Here is a 13,209-nt window from a genome sequence, read left to right as displayed (position 1 = left end):
GCAGATCGTCACCTCAGTTTGTGAAGAGATGCCCTGAGGGATGGTTTGACCCATGGATCTTCTGGTGGCAGTTAATGCAGCCCCGATTGATGACGAATCTCGTTCCGGTTCTTGGATCGTATGGACTCGTCGGGTGTCGGGTCTCGATATGGCACTGCTGACAAAGGCGGGGAATCCTGATCTTCAGGAGCCGCGGATTGGTGGAGCCATGCGGCTCGTGGCAGTTCGTACAGCTCTCGACGACGGGCGCATGCTCCCACAGGAACGGCCCCCGTTTCTCGGCATGGCACTTGTAGCAGTTCTCATTGACGGAGTCCTCGCGGAGCATCGCCTGCGTCGCAGTTCCATGCGGGTTGTGGCAGTCGGTACAACTGATCTTCCCCTCGCGGAGCGGCATGTGAGAGCTGCGCTGGAGCTGGGCCCGCCGGGTCTGGTGACACTGCGAACAGACCTCGATCGCAGTCGGCTTCGCCAGGTTGTACCGGTCTGACACCGACTCCATCACCTTGTGGCAGGATACGCACGCTACTCCCCGTACTTCGTGGGTGCTCCCCTTCCAGAAGGTGTGCTCACCCTTTTCATGGCAATTCACGCAGGCGGCATTTTGCACCTCGACCGGTTCTGCCCCCTTCTTGAACGTGATCAATGTGTCTTCGGCGCCGCCCTCCGCGTCCACGTGCGGGCCCCCCGGACCATGGCACGACTCACAGTCTCGCCGCTCTTGGGGGGTGCGCGGGTTCACAGACATGATCCGCCCCATCTTCGTCTTGTGAAAGCGCCGGTCCGACTCCTGATGGCACTCCAGGCAGGACTCCCTCCCTACATACTTGGCGCCCGGTGGGGGACCGGTCCACTGAGGCCGAGGCGCATCGGTGCCCGTAGCGGATGCCGTTTGGACATGAAGACCTTCGGGGCCGGATGGCGGTGAGCTGAATCGACTGCAAGCCCATCCAACAAGGAGAACCGCAGCCAGTAAGGGCAACAGGGCGGTGACAGCGTCACGCTTCTTCATCTTTGAACCCTCTTGGTATGGAACGCAAATGGAAACGCGACCCTGACTTCCAGTAGTGGGGGAACTATAGGACTGCTTATGTGGAATGTCAAGTGTTTATCTGTCTCATGTCGGTGGCGAGCCGACAGGAGCCTCAATTGCTGCGCTACACCCGCAATGACATTCTGGAGAGATCGCGTCGAAGATCCTTTCCACGCTCTGAGACGGCGCCTTCATGAGCGCCTTTACCGACAAGAGTCGCTTCGGGGAGATGCATGCGATCGGCGGCGTCATTAGAGATAGGATATTCACTCGAACCGCGCAGCTCAACACCATTAAGGCGCTGCCAGGAGCCTATCGGAGAAATAGCGTTGCGACTCACGTTACAGCATAAGGCGTCGGGTCCCGACCGACTGCGGGTGCACGCCAGCAGTCATGGAGCGCGACGAGCTTCGGTCGTGAAGCGCCCCTGGCCATGCCCGTCACGCCCGCTGGGGGGTCCACCCCGATCGGAACAGCTTGAGCAGGTTGTGCGTGAGGCAGATCAGCAGCCACTCCGCAGTCACCTTGGCCTGTCCCCGAGACGCAAAGCGCCGGAAGCCCCGTTCGGCCTTGATCTGGCCGAAGACGGGTTCGACGATCGTCTTACGCAGTGCGTAGATCGCCTGTCCGCCAACGGTCTGCAGTGTGTGTCGCATCTGCGCGATGACCGGCGCGTCGGGCGGCGGGGGGTCGCTGTCGAAAGGCTGATTTCGATAACGTAAAAGGGACCCACCTGAGGCGGAAATGATCGAGCAAAAGGGACCCACCCTGATACGCTCGCTGTTGCTCGTGTGTATAGGTCAGACCACACCGGAGACAGGGAGGGAGAGGAGTGTTAGGGATGGATCAGTACGAACTCATCAGGACGGCGGCCAGGGTGTACAAGAAGAGTATCCGGCAGATCGCGCGGGAGACCGGCCATACCCGGAAAACCGTCCGCAAGGTCTTGGCAGGGTGGGAGCCGAAGTACCGACGGCGACAGGAGCCGGGCTGCCGAGTCATGGCGCCAGTCGCCGCCATTATCGACGGCTGGCTCCAGACAGATCAGGAGGCCCCCACGAAGCAGCGCCACACCGCCCACCGGATCTGGACCCGGCTGGTCGACGAGTATGGGTTTACGGGCGCGGAGTCGACGGTCAGGCGATGGGTGCGGGAGCAGAAGGCACGGCGGGGATGGCACACGGTGACGGCAGTCCTGCCCTTAGACCCGGAGATCGCCCGGGAGGCGGAGGTTGACTGGGGCACGGCCTGGGTCCGCATGGCCGGGGAGGAAAAGCCGGTTCGGCTCTTCTGCATGCGATCCCGCTTTTCGGGCCTCGCCGGGATCGTTGTCATTACCATCGTACTCCGGATGACCCTCGGACTGGAGCAGTGGATCACCCCTGTCCATTTCCATGACCTGGGCAAGCTCCTGTTTAGCTTCGATATGCTGGTCATCGGCCTTGTGTGGGCGCAGTACATTGTCATCTGGTACGGCAACATCACTGAGGAGACCCAGTATGTGATCCTGAGAACGCAGGTGCTCCCGTGGGCACTCTTCTCCTGGGTCGCGCTGATGGCGGGATTCTTAGGACCGTTGGTCGTCTTCTTCAGCCGCCGCGCCAAGCAGGACCCCTTTGCCCTGCTGCCGATGGGGTTGGCGATCGCTGGCGGTATGTGGGTGGAGCGGTACGTACTCGTCGTCCCGGCGCTCTGGAAAGGCCCGGCCGCGCCCCTGGGCCTCCCCGAGCTCTTAATCAGCGCAGGGTTTGCCAGCGCGGCCATTCTTTGCTATCTTGCTTTCATTCGGTTCTTCCCGATCTTTCCCTAGTCGGGTACAACTCATGAGCAGTAAATTACCCCGCAGCAAGTTGGGGGTATCCTGCGCTGATACTATGAAACCCCCGTGGATTTAAGGGGAACGCAAATGGTTAAAAAGGTAGTATTCGTAGTGATCATCGCTCTGCTGGGAGGTCCAATGACGCCCGCATCTTTGGCACAAACACAACAATTAGAGCACGAGATTCTAATAGAGTCACTAAAGAACGTGACAATACAGTCAAAAGAAGAAGTCGATAGGCGAAAAGCGTTAGTCGATCTACTTGCCGCGATCGAAAAAATGAGAGGCAGGATTTCCTGGTCCGATTTACTAACGTCACCCTTACTGACTGGAATATTGATACTGGCGGGGGCTGTTCCTTATGCCAACCACTTATATTGGAAGAGACAAAAGAAGTTCGAAACGGAGAAGGCTAAGACAACTAAGATGATAGAGCTTTATTCGGATTCAGCTCAACTATTTACCCAATTCTTGCAGTTGATGCTTCATCTTCAAGATGCTATTGCCGAAGAGCAGACATTCAAAGGTACACCCGGAATCAGTGATGCTTTAGTTGAGGGGGCCACAAGGGCTCGTCGAGAGTGGACTAGGGCTCGCCTCGACGTTGAACCCAAGATCGCCCGCTTGTTGCGTGAGATTCCGCTCTACTTTGGAAATAAGGCGAAAGACGCGACTAACAACCTCCGAATGTCATACAACAGCCTCCCGCGAGAGGTACGGATTGGAGAACAGGAAGTAAGAACGTTCCAGGATAGTATTTCCAATTTGGTAACTGCCATGGAGCCGGAGCTCCAGATGAGGATGGGAGGAAAACATGAACATCAGAGCTGGCCTGCTTAGCTTTACCTTTGTGATGAGTTTGGGGATTAACTCCTATGGGCAGTCAATGTCTCCACTTGCGCCTACTCCACAGCCTGCTCCACCAAACCCCAGCGGACCTAAGTGCTGTTGGATTTTTGATCCGACCCCACCGAAAGGTCTGGCGAATCTCCTCAGTTTTGAGGGCAAAATCATGGCAATCAACCCCCATGATTCCAGCGTTGAAATTGAAATCACGGCCCCAGAGGACCGCGTCTACACAATCAGGGAGGTAGGCGGGGAGCAAAGCAAGTTGCTATATAGGCTAAGGGCAGGAGACCGGATCAAGGCCACCCTCAACGAGCCGATGAAGATGTATCACCTCGAGAAGGTCGAAAGACGAGACTCAACCGACTGACTCTTACCCATGCCAACTGATGGGCTTTTTCTATCAGTCCTTCGGCGCCGGGTCAGCCTTCACTGTCGGCGCGGCCTTGGCTGGCCTCTCCGTCCTGCTGTTGCTCTTCGCGTTGCGGCCATCGGCCCTTCAGGCATAAAACCGTTTCAGGCTCATGCCATTCTGGATATAATTAACTTTAGAACACGGCCCACGAGTGGAGCCGGGTACAGATGCACAGATATTGCAGAAAACGCTGAGCCGACTCGTGGGCACGGCATATATGAAGACAATTCCGATCATCGATCTGTTTGCTGGTCCCGGCGGGCTTGGCGAAGGCTTCGCGGCGTTCCAGACGGCTGACGGCTGCCAGCCCTTCAAGATCGCCCTGTCCATCGAAAAGGACACATACGCCCACCAGACGCTGGTTCTTCGATCTTTCTTTCGGCATTTCCCGCCAGAGGCTGTGCCGGAAGAGTACTACGTGTACCTCCGAAAGGCAGATGAACCTGAACCGCACCGGCGCAGCCGTCTTTTTGATGCGTATCCCGAACAGGCCAGACGAGCTGCAGATACCGCTCTATTTGCGGAACTGGGTGTAGAGGATGGGCTCGCTGTTCGAGAGCGTATAAACCGTTCCCTTCACGGCTACACCGATTTTGTTCTCCTGGGCGGACCGCCATGCCAAGCTTATTCCGTGATGGGTCGGTCCCGTAATCGTGGGAACCCTGGGTACAACGCAACTGAGGATAAGCGCCAGCGGCTCTATGTGGAATACCTCCAGGTACTCGCCGATCATCATCCAGCGATCTTTATCATGGAGAATGTAAAAGGCCTGCTGTCTGCCACACTGGAGAATCAGCGCATTTTTGAGCGGATACTGGAGGACCTCCGGTCCCCTTGTGAAGCCGTTGCCAGAGAAGGACGCAGCCTTGCAGATGGCAGGTACAGAACGCGATACAACCTGCTCTCACTGGTCCAATCCGGAAATGGTAACACAGAAGATCTGCACAGGTTCATCATTCGAATGGAGCGCTACGGAATACCCCAAGCAAGGCACCGATTGATAATCCTCGGGGTGAGGAGCGACCTTAACGCAGAAAACGTCGCCGCGTTGCCAGAAAGCAATCCAATCACGGTCAAGGAGGTAATTTCAGACTTACCACAAGTTCGCAGCGGCCTGTCCAGACAGGAGGACGCTCCTGGTCGCTGGCGTGAGAGCGTCCGGCAAATATGCTCTTCCCCATTCATGAACGGCCAAGCCGTAGCAGAGGGGCACTCGGTCATAAAAGCAGTTAAAGAGGCCGTAGAATCTCTTTCTATAAAGCAGTTATCTCGCGGTGGGGAATTTGTGACGTGCAGGCCGCACCCGCAGTACCGCCCGGACTGGTTCGTTGACCCCAGACTTCAGGGGGTATGTAATCATACGACCCGATTGCATATCCCGGCAGACCTGCACCGCTACCTCTATGCCGCATGCTATGCCGGAATACGGAATCGATCTCCCGAACTGAGGGACTTTCCGGCAGAATTGCTGCCAGAACATAAGAACACAAATCAGTCTATACGAGATGGCGCGTTTGACGATCGTTTCCGTGTGCAGATATCTGATCGCCCTTCAACAACTGTAACAAGCCATCTGGCGAAAGATGGTCACTACTTTATTCACCCTGACCCTAGCCAGTGCAGAAGCATGACTGTCCGAGAGGTAGCACGACTGCAGACATTCCCGGACAATTATTTTTTTTGCGGGCCGAGGACAGCGCAGTACATTCAGGTTGGAAATGCGGTACCGCCACTGCTGGCGAATCAGATAGCCGCGTCGGTGTTCAGGTTCCTGAAGGAATGTGGGCTAGCAGAATAAATGGACCGCCTATCAAAAGAACGTCGCGGTTGGAACATGTCGCGGATTCGCGGCAAGGATACGTCACCTGAAAAAACCGTGCGGTCGCTTGTTCATGGACTTGGATACCGCTTTCGACTTCACCGCAGAGACTTGCCCGGACAGCCGGATATCGTCCTGCCACGCCTTCGCGCAGTGATCTTTGTTCATGGCTGTTACTGGCATCGACACAAGGGTTGCAGATACGCATATACGCCGAAAACCCGCATCGAATTCTGGCAACGAAAATTTGACGATAACGTAGCGCGCGATAAGCAGGCCCTTAAATCCCTTCGGAAGCGAGGATGGCGAATCCTGCTGGCATGGGAGTGCCAGCTTTCGAATAAGAAGGCCCTTGCCAACCGAGTGATCCGTTTCCTCGCGGAGTCAGAACGTCAGGCAGACATCGCCTTACGAAACCGTGAAAACTCATCCGGCAACATCTGAATCACATCTACTGCTTCCAGACTGTACAGATCCCACGTAACGTCGAATTGGTTCAGAATATCCGTAAAACGTCGGATAGTGCCCCTGCCTTCTTTGGTAGCGGCTCCGCGCTTTGGTTTGCTTGAAGACTGATCATAGTACAGACTTGAGGCTGCCTCCATAACTCCAACGTTCGTGATGATTTCCTGGCGAGACACAATCTGTTCAACAATTTCACCCGGTTGGTGCAGAGCGCCGCAGAGAACGAGCATCACTTTATCAGGGCGGTCGCTGTGTCCGCTGTAGATGCGATATGGCCCGGCGAGGAGGTGACGGTAGTATCGCCACGATACTTCGGTTTCCGGTATCCACCTCGCATGTTCTCCTGGCTTGCGTCGGCCTTTCCCATCCGCTGGGCAAAGTTCCTCGAAGTAGAAGAGCGAGAGCCAAGCCCATAGGCCACGATCGCGCTCGATATCGTTCAGACCGGAATCCTTGAAGAGACTGTAAAGATATTCAGCGGAAGCATAACGGCTGCCGAACGTACGCTGCTCAATCACGATGGGTGGACTGACTTCTTCGGTTGCCTTGAGATCGGACAACAGCGCTAACGGGTATGGAAGGGGTGTTTCGCCCGTGAGAGAATCGAGGAACTCAGTGAACCGCAACATGCCCTGTTCATTCAGTCGTCTGAGATTCATTGTTCCTGTGCTCCTGTCCAATAGCGTTCATAGGTCGCCCTAATGTTGTGGCGGCGACAAAATGCTGACGTCGCGCTGTCGATCCAGTCTTCTACGCGGGACTCGTGAACTTCAGTCGGCGGATCGCCCACGCCTGGAAGGCTGACGGCGAAGCGAAGCCAGCGCGAGCACCAGTTCTCCATGTCCTCGGTGTCGCAGTGCTCTTCCTTCAGCAGGATACGCCAGAGCACTGTGCGGATCACCGAGGGATAGACAAGGGAGTGGAAGACGGGATCGCGGGCCAGCGCCCGCCAGTCACCCAGTCGGGAGTTTACCTTAAGCAGCGTTTGCTGGTCATCGAATTCGAGTTGCCAGATTTCATCACCCATATTATCGTCGGGCACCACGGGTAGAAGCGGAATCCGGTTTTCATCCTCATCGGTAAACTTGCGTGGCCTGATCTGATCAGCCTCAGCCAGGAGCAGGCCGTGAGGGTCGGCGCTGGTGACAACCTTTACACGAAACAGGATACCTTCGGTGGAATCAAAGTCACGCAGGGTTCGGTCTTCGGGTATTCGTATCGCACCCACCTGACCAAAGTCGAATCGCATGTAGTGAGTCCGGCGATAAGCCTCGATGAAGATGCGTGCTTCACCCGGCAAACTGTAACCCGACAGACTCAGACCGGCGTCGAATAAGTTCTCGCTTTTTTCTTCGCGAATGGTAATACGCGCGTCTTCGCGCCGTATGCGCTGGCGATTGGTATAGTTAAGCGTCCGAACCGGCATTGTCGGCCTCCTGGCGTCTGACTTCCACGCGCACGTCGCGCTTCGGGTCGAAGCCTGTAACCTCGATGCGAAAATCGTTACTGTCAATCTTAACCCGCAACCTGTTCTCCTTCTTCTCAAGAGCCGTTACACCATTGAGTTGGATTTTCATGCCCTCTGAGAAATCGAAATCGGCGGGGTGGTACTTCTTGAAGGGGTTGCCTCGACGAACCTGGTAGGCGACGCGAACGAGCAGTATACTCGTCGGCAGCGCTGCGTTCATATTGCCGTCGCGCACTACGAAGCCCCCCTCTACGCGCTGGATAACAAATGGCCTTGGCTGAGATACTGGGGGATTCGGCACATCCGGCCCCTTGCCCTCGTCTTTAGGCTTCTTTTGCTCGCGGGTCCGGCTTTCCTGCTCTTCCGGCGGCGCGGGGATCGAGAACAGATCGACCAGAAGCGTGCGGTCTTGCTTCTTGTCCCGTTCGAAGATGATATTCACTATTTCATGGACGCTTCGGACGACGAATTGCAGGTCCGATGCCCCGGAAACATACTTGCCCCGGAAGTTTGCCCCGTCTTTCTGCCACTGGGTGTGTGCCGGATTTTCCGAATCACCCAGGAAGGCTGCGATCGGCCCATCCTCTGCATTGAGAAGCGAACGCACGCCACGGGTCCGTGGAGCGCGAACGTCCGGAATGCTGATGCCTTCCCGAATGAAAACGGGACGGCCACTCTGCTCCGAACCGTCGCGATGAAGGAATACATCGAAAAAACTTTCGCGTGGCGATTGATCTTTCTCTCTCACGCTGACCGGAACGCGGATCGCAATCTTGTCTCCACGTTCGTATCGGTTACGAATATCGCTCAGCGACTCTTCGGGAAAAAGTTCTTTCGACCACTGCCATGCTCGCTGTGGAGCCGGGCTTGACAGCCGGACAAAGCCGGATTCGTGAAGCGAATCCGCCCACTTCGTCAATTCGACAAGTGGAAGAATTTCCCGCTCCAGGTCATTGCCGATCTTTCTAATCTCGTTCTCTAGAGTTGAGGCGTCAAGGATCGTCTGGATGCTTCTGGCTTCAACGATTACCTCCAACTGCCCTCGCAAGATCGGGCAAAAGTAACCGCGCAACACAGCGCGCACAAGGTTTTCGTCCGTAAGTTCGAGATCGCACCAGGGAACGACGATGGTGAGTCCCGGATCGTCGCCGCGCTGAGCATCGAAGGTTTTGCAAAAGGAGTCAATGAAGGTGGAGTCTTCGATAGGAAGAGTGAGAGCATTATCACCATCCTCAGAAGCACGACCAAGCCAGCCATCCGGAGCGTAGCGCGTCCCATTGACATCGTGGGATTTCAGGACCGCCATACCCATCAGCAGTTTCTTTTTATCATTTTCTCGAACCGTCAGCCCGAAAATGCTGTTGATCCGGCTGGCTCTCGGGAAGACCTGTTTCCCGACACCCCAGCGCCCGATATCCTTCTCACGTTTGTCGGAACGTCCTTCGGCCCGGAAGAAATGATAGAAATGGTTGCATGAACCGAACACCGGTTTCCACTCGGTGGGATCGCCAAGAAGCCCAGTTGTCCCAAAGTCTTCAAACACGAGAATAGGGCAGTCGTCGCAGTCGTTGGGAATTTCCCGCAGCCCGTTTCCAGGCGCTTTGAGATGTTCGTCAAGGCCGTTCAGGAAAGGGGCGACAGCATCTCTTGCCACCGCAGCACCGGTTCCGCTGACGCGGATTCGAATCATGACCTTTTCGCCATTGCGCCGCGCATCGATTGAGTTCTGAATCCCCTCCCGCACGAGCGCCTCACCAGGGTCGCTGACAGCTTCTGTGGCAAAGAACTCTCCGTGAATGGGCTCTCGCGCTTTGTAAGCCGGACGCGCCGTGTTGAACTGCCACCGATAAGCCATGACCAGTTGTTCTCCTTTTCGGTGTTACAAGCCGTACTCGCCATGAAGGCTCCACGAGCACCGTACCCGCCTCGCAGAGCACAACGCCCATAAATTGATTTACCCTCGATATTCACTACTGTCCCAACGTTGAATCCGTTGCGCGTTCTAACGCAGCGACAAATATGAGCTGTGAGCCCCACATGCATTTTATCGATTTGAATTATTTTCTGCCGATAGGCCATACTTCCGCAACGTCTGAGCGAAAGGAGATGGCCGATGCATATCGGGAGAACCGTGTTTGCGCAACTGATGGACTTTGTGCCCAGCTACGAGTTTCGGCAATGCGTCGAGCGCTACCACGGCAACTACAAGGTGAAGAGCTTTTCCTGCTGGGATCAGTTCCTCTGCATGGCCTTTGCGCAACTCACCTATCGAGAGAGTCTGCGCGATATCGAGGCCTGCCTGCGTGTGGCAACGACCAAGCTGTACCATATGGGCATCCGGGGCAGAGTCGCGCGCAACACCCTGGCTCATGCCAACGAGACCCGCGACTGGCGGATCTATGCCGACTTTGCCCAGGAACTGATCCGCACGGCCAAAGCGCTGTATGCGGGCGAGGCGTTCGGACTGGACCTGGATCACACCGTCTACGCCCTCGATGCCACGATCATCGACCTGTGTCTGTCAGTGTTCCCCTGGGCCACGTTCCGCACGGGCAAGGCGGCGGTGAAGCTCCATACGCTGTTGGACCTGCGCGGCCGCATTCCCACGATGATCCGCATTACGCCCGGCACCGTGCACGAGATCAAGATCCTCGACGACCTCCTGATCGAGGCGGGCGCGCTCTACATCATGGATCGCGCGTATGTCGATTTTGGCCGTCTCTATCGGCTGCATCAGTCGCTGGCGTTCTTCGTGACGCGGGCCAAGCGCAATTTCGTTTTCAAGCGCCTCTACTCCCAACCGGTGGACAAAGCGACCGGTGTGCAAGTCGATCAGGTGATTACCGCCACCGGCTTTTACACGCAGAAAGACTACCCCGAGAAGCTCCGGCGCATCCGGTACCGCGATGCCGAGACCAAGAAGCGCCTGGTGTTCCTCACCAATAACTTCACCCTGTCTGCGCTGATGATTGCACAGCTCTACAAATGTCGCTGGCAGGTGGAACTGTTCTTCAAATGGATCAAGCAACACCTGCGGATCAAAGCGTTCTATGGCACGACCGAGAACGCCGTCAAGACCCAAATCTGGATCGCGATCTCCGTGTACGTGCTCGTCGCCATCGTCAAGAAACGGCTGAAGCTGGATCGGAGTCTCTACACAATTCTACAGATTTTGAGCGTGTCACTCTTCGAGAAAACGCCCATTTTACCGGCGCTTTCGCCTCTCGATTACGAAGAGCCGGAGACCGATGACGATAACCAGTTGATTTTACGTATTTAACGTTGGGACAGTAGTGCTCGATATTTGATATCCAGTCGTCAGGTCCTGACGGAGACGAATCGACTGGAGGAAAAGATGCCGACGACAGATTGAAAGACTAGCTAATCCACAGAATCTTCACTTCCCCGTCAACTTGCCTGAATTCCTTATCTCCTGTCACTAACTCCGCCTTCCTCGCTTTTGCCAAGGCTGCGGCGAAACAGTCAGCGTAAGACATTTTCTTGCTGGACTTGAAATCAGCCGCCTGTCGGGTCAGATCCAGATCGGCAAGGACAACCTCGATCGGCAGCGTCGCAATAAGGTGAGCCACCTCATCGGCCCGCTCACGTCCCGCCTCTCTCAGCGTGACGTAGTACACCTCGCCCCAGTTGATTACTGACACGAGGAGATCGCGCCCGGAATCTCGCGCGAGCCGAAACAGTTCGATCATCTTCTCCGCCCCGGCTTCACCCTCCAGATAGGCGATGAGACTGTACGAGTCCAGCACCCGAGGTGCCGCCCTCACAGCTCCCGCTCCTTTGCTTTTTCCTCCATTAACGCCTTCAGGAGTCTGCCCTTGGTACCGGTCATGCCTGCCATCGTCCGGATATATTCGTCAGTAATCGGCTTGAGAACGATTTCCCCCTCCCGCTCGTACAGGTACACCTGCGTGCCCTTTTTAATGCCAAACCTCCGTCGAAGCCTCGACGGGATCACCACTTGACCTTTGACCGTGACAACCGCTTTGTCCATGGAACCTCCTTTAAGAATACTTTTACTAAGTGTATACCATATATAAAATAATTAGTCAATGAAATATTATTCTTACGTTATACTTGTAGTATACCCATAGTAGATGCGTTGCCTAGGGGTGGAAATACGACTACCCTGCTCCCTCTTGTCAATCGTCGCCAAAGTGAGGATAATGACCATACCAATCCACTGAATTCCGACAATAAGCATCGGGCAAGGAGATTGCTGTCTGGTGAGGGCCCGAGGGGTCCATCCAGCGGCAGGAGGTGTGAGATGCACGTCACGCTTGAACAGGCAGAGAAGGCAATCGCAGCAGCCATCGATAAGGCCACAGAACTTGGGACGTGTATGGATATTGCGGTCGTGGACTCAGGCGCCAACTTGAAGGCATTCGTCCGGATGGACGATGCGTGGGTCGGGAGCATCGACATCGCCTTTAAGAAGGCGAAAACCGCCTGCTTCTTCGCGATGCCGACGGGACAGATCGGTAAGCTGTCGCAGCCCGGCGGCCCGCTCTACGGGATTGAGCACAGTAACGAAGGGCTCATCACCTTTCCGGGAGGGCTGCCGATCGTCAATACGGAAGGAGTCCTGATCGGAGCGATCGGGGTCAGCGGCAGCACCGTGGAGCACGACCACCTTGTGGCCAAGGCCGGGGTCGAAGCGATCGGCCTCGCCGACCTCCCGGTCCACCCCTGGCGGACCTAGCGGGTATTGGCAAGGCTCAAGCCAGGGCAAAAACCTCCAACGGCACCGTTTTGATCGGCTGACCTACTCCTCGCACGAGTTGGCGAATCTTCTCCGTGGTTTCGCGTGAAAAGGTTGCCTCCCCGCAACGCTGGCACACTTGCGTTGGAATATGCTCCACGAGAACGCGCCGACCGTCGATCATGAACACCTCGCTCATGAACTCGGATCTGGCGGCGGTGTGGCCACACACATGACAAGTAAACATGGCTACCTCCGTCTCCGGTGATCGATGCACATCATGACTGCTTCCGCAGATACTCCTCCAGCCGATGTCCCACGCCGACAATCGTCAAACCCACTACTTCTCTGGCCTTCTCGTCATACCGGATAATGACGCCTTCTCCCACGTCTAATCCCACGGCGGCGCGAGGCTGACCGAAACTCAAGTAGAGGGTGTCGGCCTCCTCATCATATTCCCAATCCAAAGGCACCTTGGTTTTTTCAACCGGAATATTGCAGTTGAACTCATATCTTAGCCTCTGTCACCGGAACTGCATTGCAGTTGGCGTCCTTCGGGAGCAGGCGCGAGAGATGTGCGAGGAAGGTCGCCTGCCACGGTCTGGCGCGCGAGAGCCGGAGCAT

16 protein-coding genes are annotated in these 13,209 nt (G+C 56.0%); 7 read left to right on the top strand and 9 right to left on the bottom strand.

All coding sequences use genetic code 11. From position 1 onward, the window contains the following. Positions 1-13: 13 nt before the first annotated feature. A complete protein-coding gene (locus tag KGL31_01760; GenBank protein MDE2320631.1) occupies positions 14-1,012 on the bottom strand; it encodes a DmsE family decaheme c-type cytochrome in 999 nt (332 codons plus the stop codon). Positions 1,013-1,473: 461 nt separating this feature from the next. Next, the gene (locus KGL31_01755; GenBank protein MDE2320630.1) at positions 1,474-1,689 is read right to left on the bottom strand and encodes a transposase; all 216 of its coding nucleotides are present in this window, start codon (positions 1,687-1,689) and stop codon (positions 1,474-1,476) included. Between the two features lie 185 nt (positions 1,690-1,874). Here KGL31_01755 and KGL31_01750 point away from each other — a divergent pair, with 185 nt between their 5' ends. The 5 genes from KGL31_01750 to vsr all read left to right on the top strand — a co-directional run bounded on the left by KGL31_01750 (position 1,875) and on the right by vsr (position 6,376). Next, complete coding sequence (locus KGL31_01750; GenBank protein MDE2320629.1) at positions 1,875-2,843, top strand: hypothetical protein; 969 nt, start codon at positions 1,875-1,877, stop codon at positions 2,841-2,843. Positions 2,844-2,939: 96 nt separating this feature from the next. After that, positions 2,940-3,692, top strand: a complete 753-nt coding sequence (locus KGL31_01745; GenBank protein MDE2320628.1) for a hypothetical protein — start codon at positions 2,940-2,942, stop codon at positions 3,690-3,692. Then, positions 3,667-4,068, top strand: coding sequence for a hypothetical protein (locus KGL31_01740; protein MDE2320627.1), 402 nt, complete (start codon positions 3,667-3,669; stop codon positions 4,066-4,068). Before KGL31_01745 ends, KGL31_01740 begins: the two co-directional genes overlap by 26 nt. Positions 4,069-4,330: 262 nt before the next feature. Then, a complete protein-coding gene (locus tag KGL31_01735; protein ID MDE2320626.1) occupies positions 4,331-5,911 on the top strand; it encodes a DNA cytosine methyltransferase in 1,581 nt (526 codons plus the stop codon). Then, the gene (vsr, locus tag KGL31_01730; protein ID MDE2320625.1) at positions 5,912-6,376 is read left to right on the top strand and encodes a DNA mismatch endonuclease Vsr; all 465 of its coding nucleotides are present in this window, start codon (positions 5,912-5,914) and stop codon (positions 6,374-6,376) included. Here vsr and KGL31_01725 read toward each other — a convergent pair. The 3 genes from KGL31_01725 to KGL31_01715 are packed head-to-tail and all read right to left on the bottom strand — an operon-like array spanning position 6,325 to position 9,720. Beyond that, on the bottom strand, positions 6,325-7,056 hold the full coding sequence (locus KGL31_01725) for a hypothetical protein (protein ID MDE2320624.1): 732 nt from the start codon (positions 7,054-7,056) through the stop codon (positions 6,325-6,327). The two genes, vsr and KGL31_01725, sit on opposite strands and share 52 nt — an antisense overlap. After that, on the bottom strand, positions 7,053-7,823 hold the full coding sequence (locus KGL31_01720) for a hypothetical protein (protein MDE2320623.1): 771 nt from the start codon (positions 7,821-7,823) through the stop codon (positions 7,053-7,055). Before KGL31_01720 ends, KGL31_01725 begins: the two co-directional genes overlap by 4 nt. Continuing rightward, on the bottom strand, positions 7,804-9,720 hold the full coding sequence (locus KGL31_01715) for a hypothetical protein (GenBank protein ID MDE2320622.1): 1,917 nt from the start codon (positions 9,718-9,720) through the stop codon (positions 7,804-7,806). Before KGL31_01715 ends, KGL31_01720 begins: the two co-directional genes overlap by 20 nt. A 258-nt stretch (positions 9,721-9,978) precedes the next feature. Here KGL31_01715 and KGL31_01710 point away from each other — a divergent pair, with 258 nt between their 5' ends. Further along, the gene (locus KGL31_01710) at positions 9,979-11,145 is read left to right on the top strand and encodes an IS4 family transposase (GenBank protein MDE2320621.1); all 1,167 of its coding nucleotides are present in this window, start codon (positions 9,979-9,981) and stop codon (positions 11,143-11,145) included. 97 nt (positions 11,146-11,242) lie between these two features. Here the strand turns inward: KGL31_01710 and KGL31_01705 are convergent, their stop codons facing one another. After that, a complete protein-coding gene (locus KGL31_01705; protein MDE2320620.1) occupies positions 11,243-11,650 on the bottom strand; it encodes a type II toxin-antitoxin system VapC family toxin in 408 nt (135 codons plus the stop codon). Next, positions 11,647-11,877, bottom strand: a complete 231-nt coding sequence (locus KGL31_01700; protein ID MDE2320619.1) for an AbrB/MazE/SpoVT family DNA-binding domain-containing protein — start codon at positions 11,875-11,877, stop codon at positions 11,647-11,649. Before KGL31_01700 ends, KGL31_01705 begins: the two co-directional genes overlap by 4 nt. 273 nt (positions 11,878-12,150) lie before the next feature. On the opposite strand from KGL31_01700, the gene KGL31_01695 reads away from it, so the two are divergent. Beyond that, complete coding sequence (locus KGL31_01695) at positions 12,151-12,585, top strand: heme-binding protein (GenBank protein ID MDE2320618.1); 435 nt, start codon at positions 12,151-12,153, stop codon at positions 12,583-12,585. A 16-nt stretch (positions 12,586-12,601) separates the two neighbouring features. Here KGL31_01695 and KGL31_01690 read toward each other — a convergent pair whose 3' ends face one another. Both KGL31_01690 and KGL31_01685 read right to left on the bottom strand, forming a co-directional pair. Then, the gene (locus tag KGL31_01690; protein ID MDE2320617.1) at positions 12,602-12,832 is read right to left on the bottom strand and encodes a YgiT-type zinc finger protein; all 231 of its coding nucleotides are present in this window, start codon (positions 12,830-12,832) and stop codon (positions 12,602-12,604) included. Between the two features lie 31 nt (positions 12,833-12,863). After that, the gene (locus KGL31_01685; protein MDE2320616.1) at positions 12,864-13,079 is read right to left on the bottom strand and encodes a DUF2283 domain-containing protein; all 216 of its coding nucleotides are present in this window, start codon (positions 13,077-13,079) and stop codon (positions 12,864-12,866) included. Positions 13,080-13,209: the final 130 nt, after the last annotated feature.

The sequence above is a fragment of the Candidatus Methylomirabilota bacterium genome (assembly GCA_028870115.1).
GTDB lineage: Bacteria > Methylomirabilota > Methylomirabilia > Methylomirabilales > Methylomirabilaceae > Methylomirabilis.
This window is presented reverse-complemented; position numbering and strand designations above follow the sequence as displayed.